Source organism: Paenibacillus sp. 7516, assembly GCF_002272715.1.
In the GTDB taxonomy this organism is placed as follows: domain Bacteria; phylum Bacillota; class Bacilli; order Paenibacillales; family Paenibacillaceae; genus Paenibacillus; species Paenibacillus illinoisensis_A.
In genome coordinates this window covers 17,003-34,964 of record NZ_NPBI01000005.1, presented here as the reverse complement: position 1 = coordinate 34,964, position 17,962 = coordinate 17,003, and the positions used below count along the sequence as shown (strand labels likewise).

At 38.1% G+C, this 17,962-nt stretch carries 17 protein-coding genes and 1 pseudogene; 5 read left to right on the top strand and 13 right to left on the bottom strand.

All coding sequences use genetic code 11. The annotated features are described in order from the left end of the window. Positions 1-17: 17 nt before the first annotated feature. From CHI14_RS03385 to CHI14_RS03375, 3 genes are all read right to left on the bottom strand, one after another. The gene (locus CHI14_RS03385) at positions 18-1,067 is read right to left on the bottom strand and encodes an aldo/keto reductase (RefSeq protein ID WP_095287020.1); all 1,050 of its coding nucleotides are present in this window, start codon (positions 1,065-1,067) and stop codon (positions 18-20) included. A 106-nt stretch (positions 1,068-1,173) separates the two neighbouring features. Next, positions 1,174-2,196, bottom strand: a complete 1,023-nt coding sequence (locus CHI14_RS03380) for an MBL fold metallo-hydrolase (RefSeq protein WP_095287019.1) — start codon at positions 2,194-2,196, stop codon at positions 1,174-1,176. Between the two features lie 81 nt (positions 2,197-2,277). Then, a complete protein-coding gene (locus CHI14_RS03375; protein ID WP_095287018.1) occupies positions 2,278-2,850 on the bottom strand; it encodes a TetR/AcrR family transcriptional regulator in 573 nt (190 codons plus the stop codon). Positions 2,851-2,863: 13 nt separating this feature from the next. Between CHI14_RS03375 and CHI14_RS03370 the strand changes: the two genes are divergently transcribed. Continuing rightward, positions 2,864-3,187 (top strand): hypothetical protein, encoded by a 324-nt coding sequence (locus tag CHI14_RS03370; RefSeq protein WP_095287017.1) that lies wholly within the window; start codon positions 2,864-2,866, stop codon positions 3,185-3,187. Positions 3,188-3,277: 90 nt separating this feature from the next. On the opposite strand, the gene CHI14_RS03365 is transcribed toward CHI14_RS03370, so the two are convergent. The 9 genes from CHI14_RS03365 to CHI14_RS03325 all read right to left on the bottom strand — a co-directional run bounded on the left by CHI14_RS03365 (position 3,278) and on the right by CHI14_RS03325 (position 11,948). After that, complete coding sequence (locus CHI14_RS03365) at positions 3,278-4,021, bottom strand: SDR family oxidoreductase (RefSeq protein WP_095287016.1); 744 nt, start codon at positions 4,019-4,021, stop codon at positions 3,278-3,280. Positions 4,022-4,305: 284 nt separating this feature from the next. After that, positions 4,306-4,683, bottom strand: a complete 378-nt coding sequence (locus tag CHI14_RS03360; protein ID WP_095287015.1) for a MerR family transcriptional regulator — start codon at positions 4,681-4,683, stop codon at positions 4,306-4,308. 741 nt (positions 4,684-5,424) lie between these two features. Further along, positions 5,425-5,772 (bottom strand): cupin domain-containing protein, encoded by a 348-nt coding sequence (locus CHI14_RS03355; protein ID WP_095287014.1) that lies wholly within the window; start codon positions 5,770-5,772, stop codon positions 5,425-5,427. 232 nt (positions 5,773-6,004) lie between these two features. After that, positions 6,005-6,193 (bottom strand): hypothetical protein, encoded by a 189-nt coding sequence (locus CHI14_RS03350; protein ID WP_095287013.1) that lies wholly within the window; start codon positions 6,191-6,193, stop codon positions 6,005-6,007. Between the two features lie 298 nt (positions 6,194-6,491). Further along, positions 6,492-8,225 carry an ABC transporter ATP-binding protein gene (locus CHI14_RS03345; RefSeq protein WP_095287012.1) on the bottom strand — a complete coding sequence of 578 codons (1,734 nt, stop codon included), beginning with the start codon at positions 8,223-8,225 and terminating at the stop codon, positions 6,492-6,494. Beyond that, entirely contained in the window at positions 8,222-9,247 is a 1,026-nt protein-coding gene (locus CHI14_RS03340) for a S8 family serine peptidase (RefSeq protein ID WP_095287011.1), read from the bottom strand. Before CHI14_RS03340 ends, CHI14_RS03345 begins: the two co-directional genes overlap by 4 nt. Before the next feature lie 112 nt (positions 9,248-9,359). Further along, positions 9,360-9,617, bottom strand: a complete 258-nt coding sequence (locus CHI14_RS03335) for a hypothetical protein (protein WP_212676973.1) — start codon at positions 9,615-9,617, stop codon at positions 9,360-9,362. Continuing rightward, entirely contained in the window at positions 9,618-10,664 is a 1,047-nt protein-coding gene (locus CHI14_RS03330) for a radical SAM/SPASM domain-containing protein (protein ID WP_095287009.1), read from the bottom strand. Continuing rightward, positions 10,665-11,948 carry a radical SAM/SPASM domain-containing protein gene (locus CHI14_RS03325; protein WP_095287008.1) on the bottom strand — a complete coding sequence of 428 codons (1,284 nt, stop codon included), beginning with the start codon at positions 11,946-11,948 and terminating at the stop codon, positions 10,665-10,667. It abuts the gene before it with no gap. Between the two features lie 400 nt (positions 11,949-12,348). Between CHI14_RS03325 and CHI14_RS03320 the strand changes: the two genes are divergently transcribed. The 4 genes from CHI14_RS03320 (at position 12,349) to CHI14_RS03305 (ending at position 17,393) form a co-directional block, all read left to right on the top strand. Continuing rightward, positions 12,349-13,029, top strand: a complete 681-nt coding sequence (locus tag CHI14_RS03320) for a response regulator transcription factor (protein ID WP_095287007.1) — start codon at positions 12,349-12,351, stop codon at positions 13,027-13,029. Positions 13,030-13,031: 2 nt separating this feature from the next. Then, positions 13,032-14,066: a sensor histidine kinase gene (locus tag CHI14_RS03315; RefSeq protein WP_095287006.1), complete on the top strand. Its 1,035-nt coding sequence runs from the start codon at positions 13,032-13,034 to the stop codon at positions 14,064-14,066. Positions 14,067-14,170: 104 nt separating this feature from the next. Next, on the top strand, positions 14,171-14,875 hold the full coding sequence (locus CHI14_RS03310; protein WP_095287005.1) for an ABC transporter ATP-binding protein: 705 nt from the start codon (positions 14,171-14,173) through the stop codon (positions 14,873-14,875). Further along, positions 14,868-17,393 carry an FtsX-like permease family protein gene (locus tag CHI14_RS03305; RefSeq protein WP_170948008.1) on the top strand — a complete coding sequence of 842 codons (2,526 nt, stop codon included), beginning with the start codon at positions 14,868-14,870 and terminating at the stop codon, positions 17,391-17,393. The genes CHI14_RS03310 and CHI14_RS03305 overlap by 8 nt, the downstream gene beginning before the upstream one ends. A 347-nt stretch (positions 17,394-17,740) precedes the next feature. Here the strand turns inward: CHI14_RS03305 and CHI14_RS03300 are convergent. Then, positions 17,741-17,953 (bottom strand): annotated as a pseudogene (locus tag CHI14_RS03300) (TraB/GumN family protein); the annotation flags it as partial. Positions 17,954-17,962 lie beyond the last annotated feature (9 nt).

Below are 17,962 nucleotides of genomic sequence, written 5' to 3'. Positions count from 1 at the left end.
AAGGTGTTTGGTATATCTTAGCGGCGCTCGACGGCTACGCCCCCAAAGACTCCCCACAGGTTTGTAGGGTCATTTAAGTACTTATGTGGAAACCCCAGCTCAATCGCGCTTACCGTGTCGAGCCTTTGCAGTTGTTCCTCCGTAAGCTGCATATCAAGCATATCCAAATTGCTTTCAAGCTGTCCGACTTTGCTTGCCCCCAGCAAAATGGATGTAACGGACTTTTGTGCTCTAAGCCATGCCAGCGCAACATGCGCTGCCGGAGCATTCACTTCATCTGCTACTTTTTTGACTTCATCCACAATATTAAATACGCGCTCATTCAGCATACCATGATTAGCCATCATGGTTACCCGCGAGCTCCAGCCTTCGGAATCCTTGCTATGCTGCTGCAGCTCCTCCCTTGAATATTTTCCGGTCAGTAGACCGTTAGCCAGAGGCGACCAGACAACAACCCCAAGCCCCATCTCCTGAGCCATCGGAGTGAGCTCTCTTTCCGACGTTCGCTCGATCAGACTGTGTTCATTTTGCAGGGCAACCAGAGGAGACCACCCTCTCAGGTCGGCGATCATCTGCATCCGCGAAATCTGCCAGGCCGGCGTATCCGATATCCCTACATAAAGCACCTTGCCGGCTCGTACAAGATCATCCATAGCGCGCAGCACTTCCTCTACCGGCGTCGTGTTGTCCCAAGAGTGCAAATACAGCAGGTCGATATGATCTGTTTTCATTCGCGACAAACTTGCTTCAACCGAGCGGATCATGCTCTTTCTGTGATTGCCGCCTGCATTCGGGTCCCCTTGATGCGTATTCATCGTATATTTCGTGGCAAGCACGATGCGATTACGACGCTCGCCCAGAATTTCACCCAACATTTTTTCCGAGCTTCCGTTCGTGTATCCACTTGCTGTATCGACAAAATTTCCGCCCCGGTCGAGATAAATGTCCAGCATGTTCTGGGCTTCATCCGTGCCTGCGCCCCACCCCCAATCTGTACCGAAAGTCATGGTGCCAAGAGCAAGCTCCGAGACGCGTAATCCGCTTTTACCTAAGAAATAATATTTCATATATGCCTCCCTAATAATAATTATTCGATTTTTCAAAACTGGAAATCTTTCATTTTCTCTAATCATCGTTAGATAGATACGCCGCTTTTTACATGAATCACCCCCTTTAATTAATATCTCTCCACCATGGAACCGATGGCATTTCAGAAGAACCAATTTCAACACTTTCGCCTATGCGAGGTGTCGCGATGACGACGTTTCTCTCAGCCGCAGCCTTGAGAACACGTTTGATCGGTTCATCCCAGTCATGGAAGGCGAGTGTAAATGCTCCCCAATGAACCGGAAGCAAGATGTTACCTTGAAGTTCAATATGGGCTTGAACCGTCTCCTCGGGCAGCATATGCAGCGGCCACCAGCCACTGTTGTCGTATTGCCCGGCCTCGATTAACGTCAGATCAAAAGGGCCATAATGATTACCAATCTCTTTAAAGTGAGGACCATAGCCGCTATCCCCGCTGTAAAAGATTTTTGTATGTTTTCCTTCGATAATCCACGAACACCACAATGTGGTATTTTGCTTAGAAAAACCTCGTCCCGAGGAATGTTTTGCCGGTGTACAGCGAAACTTCAGGCCTTCAAACCCGACTTCCTTCCACCAATCAAGCTCCACAATCTTCTCAGGAGCAACACCCCATTTTTCCAGATGGCTGCCAACTCCGAGGGGAACATAAAATGTTCTGACTTTATCCTTTAATCTCCGGATAGACCGATAATCCAGATGATCATAGTGATCATGTGAGATGAGCACCGCATCAATCTGTGGCAGATCTTCGATTTCAATGGGCAGTTGTTCGCTATAACGTCTGCCGCCAAACCTGAAAGGAGAGGAATAGGGCTCGAATATCGGATCTAACAGGAATAGCCGCCCCTCCAGTTGAATGAACGAAGTAGAGTGCCCGAGCCATGTAACGGCCGCTTTATTAACATCTTTCTTTGATAAAGGTGTCACAATTCGTTGAACCGGCAGTGTTTCTTCTGGCCGTGCCCTGGGATTGCCTTTGATATATTGCCGCAAGATTGGGAGTAAAGCCTTCAGACTGTAATCGACAGGTGATTCAACAGGATATTTAAACCTCCCGTTTACGAAGTTTTGGGATGTTTGATATTCCGTGCTTCTCTTTCTGGACATAGGTACCAACTCTCAAATTGTTTATTAAAATCTATTTTAATTGAACGTTCATTCATTATAGAGTTTAAAAAAAAGGACTCCTTATGCTTTGACAGCGTCCCAGCTTGATTGAATCAAGTCCTTCACATTTTTATTAGTAAATTCAAATTCTCTTCTGTAATGTTGCTTAGCCAGCTCGGTCACAGGAGCATAAATCAAAACCAACAGCAGCGTGGTATCGTAATCTTTAAGCAGCTTCTGTTCTTTGCCTTCCTCAATCAATTTATAAAAAGGCTGGAACATCATACTGGAATCTTCAAGATACAAATTCTCGACAAGCGGTGAATTGCAAAATTGTTCATAAAAGAGGAATTCATCTTTATGGTTAAGAATGAATTCAATATAGTTGCTCATAATCAATTCAAATCTTTCCTTGACCGGCATTGGATGATGGACACCCTGGAACATACTCGAACTAATCTTCTGCTCGACATTCATAAACAGCTTCCTCAGCATGTCCTCCTTGTTTTCGAAGTAAACATAGATCGTTCCTGGTGATACCTTAGCCCGTTTGGCAATTTTAGACATGGAAATTTCAGAGAAGCCGATCTCGTTCAAAAGCTGTATGGTTGCTTGAACAATAGCTTCATTTTTGTTTTTGTCCTTATATCTCATGGTTGAATAATAAATGATCGTTCAATTAAAGTCAAATATCAGCGATAAGGTCAAACAAATATATAGTGAGATAGGAGAGAATTGGCCTAAACGTCTGCCAGACAGTATCGTCAAAGGTAGCGAAAATTGGGGGCTTAGCTACCTAGTGGTGTTAGTCAATTTCTACAACGTCATGTTTTTCGGAACCAGTAGAGTCTTTGATGATATTGTATTAAAAATTGGTATAGATATTATCAGTGAAACTTCCATTCAAACAAAACTAAACAACCAGTCACCGATTGATTATCGACGACTGGCTGCTTTTAACTTTCAAGGTGTTTTGATCCCAGTCTCATAAAGAGGGATCAGTCTTCAAAAAACTTACCGGTTTTTAGTAAAGTCCTTCCTGGGGGAGCTTGAACTACATGCCCTTTTGGCGGAGACAATGTTATAAGCTTTGAGACGTTGGGCGGACAATCAGTTCGTTAATGGTTACGTTAGTCGGCTGCTGGATTGCAAATAGTATCGTTCTGGCAATGTCGCTTGGGTCAAGTTGACTCCATTCCTGGCTGCCCAATTTCTCCAATGCCGGATAAATGGAGTTATCGGTAATGGTATCGTACAGCTCGGTCTCCACCGCACCAGGGGAGATGAGTGTTGTCCGAATATTTTGTGTGGATCCCAATTCGGTTCGCATACCTTCTGTTAAAATCCGTACAGCATGCTTGGTCGCACTATAAATAGAGCTTGAAGGGAAGATGATATGTCCCGCAATGGACGAGAAATTAATGATATGCCCCTCATTACGTTCTTCCATATGTTTGTACACTGCCGCCATCCCATAGAGGACGCCCTTAATGTTCACATCGATCATTCTCTCCCATTCGTCGACTTTCAAATTTTTGAAGAACGAAAGAGGCATGATCCCAGCATTATTAATCAAAATGTCGATTTGTCCATAGACTTTAATCGTTTTATCCGCCAATGCTTCCAGATCAACACGCGAAGTAACGTCAGTAACCTTGTAGCTGGCTTCACCTCCAGCTTTACGGATTTCTTCTTGCAGCTGCTGCAATCGGTCTTCCCGGCGAGCGGCAAGCATGACTTTAATGTTGTGTTGTGCGAGAAGTTTCGCCGTGGCCGCTCCCATTCCGCTGCTTGCACCTGTGATGATTGCTACTTTTGTCTTCATGTGTACTTCCCCTTTGTCCTTGTATTAGCCACTCATCGTCGGCTTGATTCAAGGTTATCAATTAGAGTTTAATATAAGTCAAGTCTCAAATATCAAATAATTTGCATTGTCGAAATCCCCACAAATTCGTGGGGTTTTTGATGATGCAGGACAATAAATGGAAATAATCGGAAAATAACAGCGGAAAATATATTAGAGTTTACTCTAATATAAGCACCAAAAAAAGATGCGTCTCCATCCGGGAAACGCACTCCATTTTAGAATGAAATGTTGCAAACCAACATCTAGGGCAGCATCTTGGCCAATCCTTTTTCCTGCATGTCATAAAGTGCCAGTTTGTAATTGATTTGCTCCAAATATTTAATTGTTTCCGAGAGGTCCTTCTCCACTTTTTCCTTGTGGATAAGCATCATTTGTTTACGTAATTCTAGGGTGTTCTCGCCTTCTTGGTATAGATCCACATATTTCCTGATCTCGGCTAGTGGCATGCCCGTCGCTCGCAGCGCCAAAATAAAATTCAACCAATCCATACTCTCTTCGTCATACACTCGATTGCCACTCGAATCGCGCTTGACATATGGCAGGATCCCTTCCCGTTCGTAAAATCGAAGAGTATATGGGGTAATTCCGGTTTTCTCCGAAATTTCTTTAATCGTGGACATCACATTCTCCTCCAGTCATCAAAGTAAACTCTACTTTATCCTTCATTCATTTCCATATTTCTGGAATTAGCAACCAACTATTAAGGGGATATCCTAGTTTAATGGCGAATTGAACAAGCTTTTAACTTAGAGTTTACTGTATGGATTTAGATGTATTCAATACAAAATTCGCAGAAGGTATTGTGTCTACAACATATATCTACCTCCAAAGCTCTCTTAAAATCGTATTAAAACCTCCTATATGGGCAGAGTTAACTTAAATTTGATTCTAATAGAGGTGGGCTGTTCTGAAAAAAGGTGGAATCTTCGTCTCTTTAACTAAGGATCCATCCCAAGAAAACTGTGTAGTGTATTTTTGTACTAATAAAGACTTGTCTGTATGTGTTATTAATTTAGATGTGTATCTAATCGGTAATCGGACTATGTTCTTGTCCATTCCGGCAATCGGTACAAGTTCTTGTCCTTGGCTCGGGACAAGAACTTGTACCGATAAGGTTCGACAATTGTTGAAGCAATCCTGCCCGTTAGTTGAGCAAAAGCAGCCGATCATATTGATCAGCTGCTTTCTTTGTTTTATAACTCTATCGTTTCCCGTTAGCTTAATCTTATTTTTAATTCCTAAGCGCGTTTCACGAGATTAAGTTGTCTATCTGCCTATCCACTAATGACCAGGCCAGCGGTTGATTAGGTACAGGTAATGATTAAGGATAATATATCCTTGTACTAACCTGCCAGTTAGCTTTATAGACTTTCTGCTGTTTTTCCAGATATATCGTTAGAGGATTTTTCAAAACATAAATTAACTGTTCTTTCAATAGACCTAGTACGATGCATAACATTACGTGGAATCGTAAAAATTTCTCCAGGTTTAAGTGATATCGTCCTATCTTCCAAATCAATGAAAAGTTCTCCTTCAAGAACCATGAACAACTCATCACAATCTTCATGCTTATGCCAATGATATTCACCATTAATAACAGCAATACGTAGGGCATGATCATTTACTTCATTCACTATCCAGTTTCTATATTCGGATATCTCCTTAGTAATGTCATATAAATTAATTTTTTCAAGATGTCCTTCTTTCATTTCTTAAGACCCCTTTTTGAGAGTGATATTGTATATTATATAGCTGACTTAGAATTAACAGCCGGTCATAACGATTGCTTTCATGTATTCATTCAACTAACGTTTCCCGTTAGTTTAAAAACATTCCCCTTTAGTAAACTGACTGCTACATGAATCCCTTATTTGAATGATTACTTCATTAAGGAAGGAATAATTGAATCAATCTGAATCCCTCTAGATGCTTTTAACAAAATCACATCATTTTTCTTAATTTGAATACATCCTCCCCTTTTCGCTCCTTTCTCACTCTTCCTTCTGTAACTGTTCGTCCCGTCTTTTCACTTACTTCATATAATATACCAAATATGGAATCGACAAAAAAGCAGCTAAAATAGTGACTTTCAATGGGACCATGTTCTTGTCCCTCGACAAAACCATTCATATTGAGCTCTCCTCTTACGCAATTTGCTGATAGGAAAACGGTATATGTTTATAGTGATAGTGCTCGTACTGATCAAATTGGAGAGCCAGCGACAGAAGAATACTATACTCCAGGTTGGGGTCCTAACGGGCCTCTTTAATAAGGCGAATTTTTTTTAAAAGGTCTTTCACTCTTTATTAACGGGAAAAATTCACAGCACAACCTTCCCTTACTTCGTATAAATTACGATTCGACTAAATCAATCATATATTATAATTGACGAATAATTGATATAACTAATTGAAAATTTAACTAAACCTTATCCTACATTAGTATTATATAAGCTATAATAATAATCTTTAGAATGGAGCAAATCAGCATGTGTACCACACTCTGTTAAACGACCTTCTCTTAAAACAAATATCGTGTCTGCTTTCTCTACGGTAGATAAACGGTGCGCGATGATAATTACAGTTTTATTTGACAAAACTAACTTTAAGTTTTCTGTGATTAAGGATTCAGTTAAATTGTCCAAAGCAGAAGTTGCTTCGTCTAATATAATAATTGGAGTATTCTGAAGAATAGCCCGGGCCAGTGCAATTCTTTGTTTCTGGCCTCCTGACAGTTTTACACCTCTATCCCCTATCTTGGTATTAAAACCGTCCGGTAAAGATACAATATATTCATAAATATCTGCAATCTGGGTGGCTTTCATGACTTCCTCTTCCGTAATCCTAGTCGTACCTAATACTATGTTGTTGAAAATGGTATCGTTGAATAGGAATGTATCCTGAGAGACGACAGTGATTGACTTTCTTAAAAAGGTCAAGTTGTATTCTCTTATGTTGATTCCATCTATTAATATATCTCCTTTATCCGTTTCCCAGATTCTCGTTAACAGATGAATTATCGTACTTTTACCTGATCCGCTCTCGCCTACAAGTGCATTCACACAGCCTTTCTCAAAGGTGAGATTTAATTCCTGAATGACTCTTTGATCTTCTTCATAAGAAAAAGATACGTTCTTGAATTCAATTTCCCCTTTAACTTTTGCAGTACAACCCCTACTATTGTGTGTAATATCAGTAGGTTCGTCTAACAATCTAAAAATTCGATCGATTGAGACGACTGATTGCTGGTACCTCATATTAATATGCACCATTTTAATAATGGGACCAAGTAACTTTTGAGAGTATTGAAGAAAGGCAATTAACCCTCCAATCGTCAACGCTCCATTAATGACTTTAAATCCACCATATCCTAAAATGAGTACAGTGGTAATTGTACTTAACAAACTTGTAACAACCATGTTTGATGAAGACACGACTTCAAGTTTAATCCCTTTTCTTAACATCTCTCTTCCTATTTGGATATATCGTTTTAAATAATATTTTTTCCCCTTTAGAAGAGTAATGTGGATAACTGAGGGGATGAATTCCTGAATATGAATGACAAACCTTCCAAGGATATCTCGAAATTCACGATTTAAGTTGACTATTTTTCTATTGAACCAACGTTGAGAGAGAAAAAATATAGGCAAGAGCACAATTGTCAAAAGTAAAAGTTCCGGCTGAATATAAATTAAGAATATAAAAATTCCGATTACTGTTAGCATCTCAGAGATCGTAGAAAAAATCATAGAGGTTGATAGATCCTCGACCAATGCAGTATCGTTATTTATAGTGGCTATTATTTCGCCGGATTTTGAATTAGAATGAAATTTCCCCGTTAACTTCTGTAGGTGTCTGATCATTTTCAATCTCAAATCAAACACGACCTTTTTTCCAATAATTGCATAAATGTAATCGGATAATAGTTTACATCCACCTTGCACTAAACTGATTGATAAGTATAATACGATTAGTTGAACTAGTTGAGTGGGACTTCTTTCTTCAATAGCCTTGTCTATTATTTTCATCGTTAAATAAGGGAGTATAAGCAATGATATTGAATTTCCTATCATGAAAATTGAGGCCACAAAGTGAAGTTTTCTATAACTGAAAATAATTTTAAGCAATCTTAATAAGTTTGTTTTATTTGATTTTTTCGTCATTCCCCATCATCTCCATTAACAAGATCTAGGAGAGAATAGATCGATTGAAAGTCAAAATAATTAATCTTCTCATAATTTAGCTTTATAGTATAACGATCCTCTATCTCTTGAAGAATCAAAACACTTTTTTCTGGATTAAAATGAAACTCAGGATACGTTAATTTGTATTGATATAGTAACTCTTGCTGTTGTTCAGTTAAATTCAAAATGTCTGAAACAATGGAGACCATCTGTTTAACTGCATCACAAGGGTATTCCATAGAAGAGGCATCTTTTAATTCATTAAACTCCATATGATTTAAATACTTGTCCCTCTCCCAGGTATTAATCACAGCTGATTCAAAAAGTTGTTCGATTAACTGATCCTTTGTAAAGTTAGGGTCTTGTTTGAGCATTTGCATAATTAATCCACTACATACTGCAGCGGCCTTACTATTTCCACCGAACATTCCCCATTTCCCTTGTAATCCTTGAGCAAGTATGGGTGTACCATCGGCGATACAATTGATCTCATAGGATGGGTTGAACCAAAACGTTCTGGTATTATTGAAATTCGCACTTTGTACGCCTATTACTGAATCAAAAATAGCTGGTATGCTTGATAAACAGCGGTTACCTAGCGAACAAATGATTAATTTCCCCTGAGAGTTAAGCCTTTTACAGACTTCATTTAACTGATCCGAATATCTCATATTAGCAGTTGCGATGCTTAAATTTATTACTCGTACATCTATGGTTAACAGATACAGCAGTGCTCTGAGCAACATTCGAGAAGTAGCAGCCGCATTATGATCTAATATTTTCACTACATAAATTGGTGCAGTGGGCTCCATTCGTCTAACAATTGAGGCACATAATGTACCATGCCCATGCGTATCTTCATAAAGGTATTCACTTCCTTCCCCTTTTACGAGGTTTATTCCTCCGATCACATTAGAACTTACGTTTTTATTAAAAGAACATAAACCACTGTCGACTATGGCTACCGCAGGATTATTTCTCTTATTTTCCTTTGACCTCATACAGTCACCTAAATTCTTATAATTTTAAAAAACCGGCTTATGTAAGCCGGTTTTTGATATATGGAGAGTTAAAGACCAAACTTATTATAAACTTAACGGGGCAAAGTAAATTTTAGAACCAGGTACTAAAGAATGCGGTTTCCTTATATTCGCATGTGCCACTTTCGAAACTATATCCTTCGTAATATTTACAATCATCATCACAACCTTGACCTTTTACATCTAGTTCTTCAACTTTATCAGTGATTTTTTCGATAACTAACATTTTATCAACCTCCATCACAGTATATTTTTCTTTGCCTTGCCGTATAAGTAGAGAATTCATACAATTACTTTCTCCCGATTTGTTTTGGTCTTTAACTCGAACCACCTAATTCGAGTGTACATAGCATTTCCGATTAATTTGATTTTGTACATTCTCTATCCCGCATAACGCAGCGGATGGTACAAAGTAATTTCCAGTGAGTAGTTTATTTAGAGCTTTGCATCTTCCGCCTGCACATCTTTTATAATGAGTACATCCTGAGCAAACCTCATTTTTTACAGTAGTAGGTTGATGGAAATTGTTGAGTTTATAATCGTCAATGCCTGTATCTACATGACCGGTGATGAACTCGGGTTGTCCCTCAAGATAGGTACAAGGGAAAATGTCCCCCTTAGAACTAATGTTTATAGTTGTAATGCCTCCATCACAATCGCCCATCTCTTTCCTTTTGAAACCATCTACCATTCCAATAAGCAAACTGTTGTTTTTCTGTTTTTCACTCTGATAAAGTTGAGTTGTCTTTTCTAGTTGTTCATAAAGAATCTCCATATGATTCTTGTCCCAACCTGGATCAAAATAATCTGGGATAGGTACGATCGTATTAAAACCTAAATCAACGATATGTTTTATATTTTCAAATAAGGTATTAACAGTGATAGAGTTAAAGGTCATTCTAGCACGAAGATCCGGACGCCTTAGTAAGAACTTTGGTACCACTTCGAGTATTTTATGATAAGTGCCTTGTCCACCTATTCGGGTTCGGTAACGATCATGAGTCTTAGCAGCACCATCTATACTAATGGAAATTGAATAGTTAAAATTTTGGCTTAAGTAATCGATCATTCTATCGTTTAATAAAGTAGCATTTGTTGTTGTCCCAAACTTGACTGTAATGTTTCTTAATGCACATTGAGTTTTGAACGTTTCTGTAAACCAGCGTATTGTATCAAATTCCAATAACGGTTCGCCGCCATGGTAATTGATAATTAAGCTTTTATTGAAATCCCCCAATGTATAGTAATGATTGATTACAAATTGAACCACCGCTTGGGCTGTGATTTTAGTCATTCTGTGGTGTGCTTTATTGTTTCCTTCATAACAATAGGAACAATTAAGATTACAGCTGGTCGTTACCCAAATATTCGCAAGCACTTATACACTCACCTCTTCAATACCCCAAATGACTCGTTCTAAGAACTTTTTCTGTGCTGCACAACGTTCCTCAAATAACTCATCATATCCTTCATAACCCTCTACTCTCTGAATACAATTCCAACAGAAGAGATTTACAGAACAATCTTTACACTTGTGGTATCGATCAGGTTTTAAATTATTCAGCGATTGAAATCCAATACTCGTTTCAATTAACGGATCTTCTTGTAACTGATCTAAATGATCCAACTCATCTATTTGTGCAAGTTTATAATTATCTGAGATCAATAGCCCACAAGGGTAAATGGATCCATCATAATCGATTAAGAGGGTCTTTCTTCCGGCAGCGCATGTACTCATCTTGGTGAGATCAGAAAATTGTTTTATCTGCTCATCGGAAAGTTTTACATCGATTGGTTTTTCTTTATATCTTGAGTTTTTGAGTTTTTTCCCTCTTCCTATGGGATTGAATTGTCGAACTACCGCTTTAGTACCGAGTCTCTTATTTAATTCTCTGAATTCATCCTCCAAATGAGCGTTTCTATCGGTAACTACCATAGACAATGCAATCTTTTGGGCTCCGAACTTTTGAAGAAGTTGAATACTATCCATCACTTTATCAAAAACACCACGACCACGAAGTAATGAACATGATTTATCATCAACGCCATCCAAACTGATATCAAAACTGTCTACATAACGAATTAAATCTTCAACATTACTTGATGTTATAAAAGTGGCGTTTGTTGAAAGTGAGATGCTTCCATTAAACTCTTTAGATGTGTATTTTATAATTTCGAAAAAGTCACTTCTGAGCATAGGTTCTCCACCAGAAAAAACGATATTCTTCGGATTTGCGGCTATAATTTTATCAATAACGGTAATCATTTCCCCAGTAGAACGTGCTTCCTCTGGCGAACATAAAGATGTGTATTCTGCGTTATAGCAGCAGTGGGCACAATGTAAGTTACATTTGTTAGTCAGTGCAAAATAGATCTCATGTATAGTCTGGCCGGGAAGGTTCCCCCCGTCTTTTTGTTCTAAGAGAACCGCATGTTGGAGCTTGTCAAACAGCTCTTGGAAATATAGTTTATCTTCCCTATCTTCCAAACAATCTACTAGCTGAGTGGGGCTCATGGAATTTTCAATACCCAAGTTCAGAATATCAAAGCATTGTTTCGATATTTTTATCCATTCACCCGTTCTCTCATTACCTAGGATTATCCGATTTGCATTCTGTACCACTTTACAATTCCTGCTAAATGTATATGCTTCACTATTCATCTGAACATCACCGCCTTATGTTAGTCTTAATAATGAATTGTGTTATCCCTCCTATATGTGCCATCTTACTAGCTCGCAATCAGCTCTCTCTCTTTTTTTGATGGTTACTTTAACTAACAGAACCGCTTTCAATATTTATATTCTCTTCTATACGAACCATAATAATCCATAATTGTAACGCCTTCATATAAATTATCTCATTTACTTTTTCATTTTTTAGAGTTATATTTTTCATTTGGGATTATATTACATAATATTTCATTTATAGATATCTTTCTTTTTTTGTATCTTTCCACTCTCGATATCCAGCCTAACCACGTATCGTACGCGTGAGCTTTTTAACTCTAACAATCATTCAAATGTGTATAATTATTTCAAAAAGAATGCGGAGGATCTCTATATGAAAACTTTATTAATCGTTGAAGATGACCGCAGTTTGAACAAAGGAATGTCTCTCTCTCTTGCCCAGAATGACTTACTAATTCTCCAAGCTTATGATTTAGCAGAAGCAGAACAGTATATTAAAGAACAAAAAATAGATCTCATTGTGCTAGATATCAATCTACCGGATGGAAGTGGTCTAGATTACTGTGAGCAACTTCGTAAAACCTCTCAAATACCCATCATTTTTGTAACTGCGAATGATATGGAATCTGATATTGTGACTGGTTTTCAACTTGGAGGAGACGATTACATCACCAAGCCTTTTAGCTTAATGGTCCTCCGAGCGAGAGTAAAAGCAGTAATGAAGCGTACCGATTCGCTTTATCAAAATGTTGTTGTGCGAGGTCCGTTTTCTCTAAACTTCGAAAAAATGGAGTACTACAAGCATAGCCATCCTTTAATTCTTAGCAAAACAGAACAAAAATTATTGAAAGTGTTGGTTGTCAATTCAGGGCTCATTTTGACAAGAGAGCAACTAATCGATAAAACGTGGTCTAATGATGCTGACTTTGTAGATGAAAATGCATTAACTGTGGCTATTAAACGACTCCGAGCAAAACTTGAAGACGAACCCTCTTCTCCTAAGTACATTAAAACGATATACGGCTTAGGTTATATGTGGAAAGAAGGGGACTAAGCATGAATGAAAATAGACCTTACTCGTTCCTGAAATATGTAAATCTCATTTTTTCTATCGTATTCATCTCTTTATCCGTAACGTATATGGGAATGGTCCTGTTATTTAACGAGGTAAATTCTGTTTTTTATCTATTCTCTATCATTTTCGTTATTTGTATTATAGTTATAGGATTTTCATGGGCTCGCTTATTGAATTTTAAAATAGCTGTGTATATTAGCAAATTGGATAAGACCATTGAGAAGGCAATTCATGACCAAAATCCCATTATCTCCTATGAAGAGAATGCCTTTTCCTCTTTGGAACATAAACTCTTAAGATACATAACTTCTGTCAAATCCAATGAATATAAAATTCAAACCGAAAAGAACATGATCAATACACTCATTTCGGATATATCCCATCAGACTAAGACACCTCTCTCTAATGTCATTTTATACAGTCAGTTAATAGAGGAAATGCCTGTTATAAGTGACGAATTGGAACAGTATGTGCAAAACATCAAATCACAATCGAAAAAACTAGATTGGCTTATTCGTTCACTCATTAAATGTTCAAGACTAGAAACTGGAATGATCTCCCTTCAGACTAAGAATAATCCGATCCTTCAAACCATCAATACAGCGCTTGCTCAAGTGTATGCTCAGGCAGAGACTAAACATATTGATATAAAAGTGGACTGTGAGACAAATATAACTGTTCATCATGATGATAAATGGACTAGTGAAGCTTTTTTTAATGTGTTGGAGAATGCTGTAAAGTATACCGAACCCGATGGAAACATTCAGATCGATGTGGTTAGTAATGAAATGTTCACACGTGTAGATATTTCAGATAATGGAATTGGAATCACGAGAGGGGACTTGCCCCATATCTTTAAGCGGTTTTATCGGGGGCAGCAAGCACGAGAAGCGGAAGGTGTGGGGATCGGTTTATTTCTTGCACATGAGATTATTACAGAGCAAGGAGGCTACATTAAAGTTACCTCGGAGATCAACAAGGGAACGACTTTTTCATTTTTTCTGCCTCAAATATAATATCGAAATATGACATAACCGTTAGATTCCAGACACACTTCAGTTAGATTGATTTGATACCATGGATACGGTGGAATAGTAAATCTCATTGGAGGAAAATACTAATGGAAGCGATATTAAAAGTCGAGAATTTGAAGAAACACTATGGGAATGGATCGACTATTGTTAAGGCTCTAAATGGACTGTCCTTATCAGTACATCAAGGAGAGTTTATTGCTATTGTTGGTACAAGTGGCAGCGGAAAAAGTACGCTCCTACATATGTTAGGAGGGCTAGATCATCCTACAGAAGGAAAGGTTTTCGTAAACGGAATAGATATTTTTGAAATGAATGATGAAAAGTTGACTATTTTCCGGCGCAGATCTGTGGGTTTTGTCTTTCAGAACTACAACTTAGTCCCTATCTTAAATGTGCGTGAAAATATTATATTACCTATTGAGCTAGATGGAGGCGATATAGACGAAACACATATTAATCTAGTAATCCGTAATTTAGGATTGCATAGTAAAGTAGATAATCTGCCTTCAAATCTTTCCGGCGGACAGCAACAGCGAGTGGCAATTGCCAGAGCTTTAGCTACCAAACCCGCTATTATTCTAGCTGATGAACCGACAGGGAATCTAGATAGTAAAACAAGCCAGGAAGTACTTATCTTACTAAAGAAGATGAGTCAGAAGTTTAACCAAACCATAGTCATGATTACACATAACGAAGAAATAGCTCTAACCGCAGACCGAATTATCCGTATAGAAGATGGCATCATCGCCTGTAGCCAATCTGACCGTTTTGGGGTGGACCACCATGATTAATCGTACCCAGAGTAAGACCATATTTAATCTGGCTATCAAAAATCTGAAAGCAAACCGCACTCACAATCTTATTATAATATGTGCCATAGTGTTAACAACACTTCTCATTACGGCTGTCTTCACGATGGGGATAAATATTAACGCGTCAATGGAACGTGCCATAATGAAGACTACCGGTGGAGACTACCATGGCAGTTTTAAGTACTTAACTCCATCTGAGGTGGAGAAACTAAAGAATCACCCCTCAATCAAGGAATCGGGTACATCGCTTAGCGTAGGCAAATTACAAGGAAGCTCTCTTAAGAATAATCATGTAGAGACTTTACATGTCGATGAAAGTTATGCCGAACATTCATTTATCGACTTCATAGAGGGTGGTCTTCCTACCCACGAAAATGATATTGTTCTTAACACCTGGGTACTCGATTTACTGGGAGTAAAACCGCAGTTGGGTCAAAAGGTAAGGCTCGATATCAATATTGGACAAAAAGTTATCAGCCAAGACTTCAAAATTTCGGGATACTATAAAGCAGACAAGAATTTGTCAATGTCTGGTTTAGCATTTGTTTCAAAAGCCTTTACTGATAAACATATCTCTCAAATCAATCCGGTTGACTCCGAATTAAATGGCTTATATGTAAACACCTCTCAACTGCTCGTGCTATTTAAAAACTCATTTGTCATCGAAAATAAATTAAAAACCATTCTAGCTGATACGGGATTAGAAGTAGAATATGGAGTGAACCCGGCTTACTCTAGTGTATCGTTATCTCAAGATCTTTTGAACCTTGTTCCTTATGCAGTCGTTATTTTGATTACGATGATCAGTGGATATTTACTGATTTACAATATTTTTTATATTGCTGTTCTGCAGGATGTGAAGTTTTACGGGTTGCTAAAAACCATTGGTACAACACCAAGACAATTAAAAAGAATCATCACCATTCACGCCCGTTCGTTGTATATTATCGCCCTACCTTTTGGATTAGGTCTCGGCTATGTACTTGGCCTCCTTGTGACTCCTTTGGCTAATTCATTTTCTAATCATTCTTTAGAAACTTCGTATTCTGCTAGCCCGTGGATTTTTTTGGGGGCTGCACTATTCTCGTATATAACGGTACGGATTGCTTCAACAAAACCAGGGCGGATAGCTTCTCAAATCTCTCCAATAGAAGCGGTCAGGTATTCTGGAATCCGTCGCATTGCACAGAAAAAAATTAGAAAAACAAAACACGGAGCAAAGCTTCATAATATGGCTTTATCCAATATATTTCGTAATAAGAAAAAGTTATTTTTGGTGCTCTCTTCCCTCACGCTCAGTATTGTCTTGTTCTCTACGATCTTTACAATCATATCTTCTTTAGATGTGGCTAAATATTTGAGTTCGCATATATCGGGTGATTTTGTTATTCAAAATGAAGTATTAGTTGATTATAGAACGCAGCGTAGTGGAGATCCCTATAAATTATCACCTGAGCTTATTAGAAGATTGAGTCAAATAGATGGGGTTAACCGTGTGGATCAAGTGTATTATAGAGTTGAATCTATTCCAATAGATCATATTATTCGATCTGTACTAGAACCGTTCTCTGCTAAGCCTGATCCAGATCCCTCTATACCCTGGACTTTAAACCAAGGAAAGATTTCGGTAAATCTTTATGGTGTGGATACAGGTTGGTATGAACTCTTGTATAAGGATGTTGTAAAAGGCGAATTTGATAAAGAGAAATTCGAAACCGGGAAATATGTGTTGGTTACCGAAGCAAATCTTCCAAATGACTCAAGTGCAAAATCTTATTATCAGCCTGGAGAAATGATTTCTTTTTCGACTGAAGGGAGAAGTTATGAAGTGATGGCAGTCTTGAAGCAGGATGCTCTATATGCCGCGACAACAAAAAGTTACAGTGTAAACGGCTATAACGCATTTCTTCCTGTATCAGAACTGACTAAGGGCGACGATTCGTCCATGATTATTTCTGCTAATCTGCATGTTGAACCGGATAAGCTTGATAAAGTGGAACACACAATAAGGGCTATGATAGACCTTAGTGAGGAGCTATCTATTAAATCCAGGGAAGATTATAAAAAAGAACTTGGTGGATTTATTCGTGTTTTCCAAACCATTGGTTATAGCCTTAGTATAGTCATTGCTATGATCGGGATACTAAATTATATTAACACTGTTCTTACAGGCGTAATCTCAAGAAGAAATGAATTTGCCATACTAGAAAGTATCGGCATGACTAAAAAGCAAGCGAAGAAAGTTTTGGTTTATGAAGGTTTTTATATCGTGCTTTTAACCATCCTCTTTACATCAACCATCGGAGTCCTAATTACCTATGCAGTTTCAAAAAGCATTACAGAGAGCATTTCCTTTACAGTGTTTCAAATGAGTTATTTTCCTTTTATTTTTACACTCCCTGTCCTGATGATCATCTCTTATACAGTGACTTTGTTAGCCTATAAAACACTAACTAAAGTAACTATAGTAGAAAGACTAAGAGAATCAATCCAGTGAATGACTCTTCAAAGGTTTCCCGTAATTAAATTTAGTAGTCTCTTAATGTACCGTATGCTCTAACTTTACCCAGCTATTTTAGGATTAGCTTTGAATAGGATTCAATCAGCGGTAGCTAAAGAAATGAGTTTATACGGATAATTTTGGTGTAAGTAGTATTAGATAAGAACTGTCTATAGAAACTACTTAATTTCAGTTTCACTCGATTTAAAAGTACGCTACACATGTAAAAAGGTAAAAAGTAAAAACAAAAAAGGTCGAGATGTATAATCTCGACCTCTACTATAGTAAATCTATATTCTATCAGTTGAGACAAAAAAAGTTCTTGTTTCACTCCGGAAGTAGAACTATTTCCGTTCCACCGTGTATCCTTTATCCAGCACATCAGGTTCTAATCCGTTTTTCTTCAAAATCTCCCCTAGCTTGGCATAGGTCTCGCTGGAAACATGAACCTTCAGTGTCGTTCCATCTTGATAGGATCCCAGATCCAGGATTAACTGTTGTTGTGCTTCGTCTGCTGCTTTACTAACGTCCAGTTCTACGCCCAAGTAATCCGCTTCAGCTGCAAC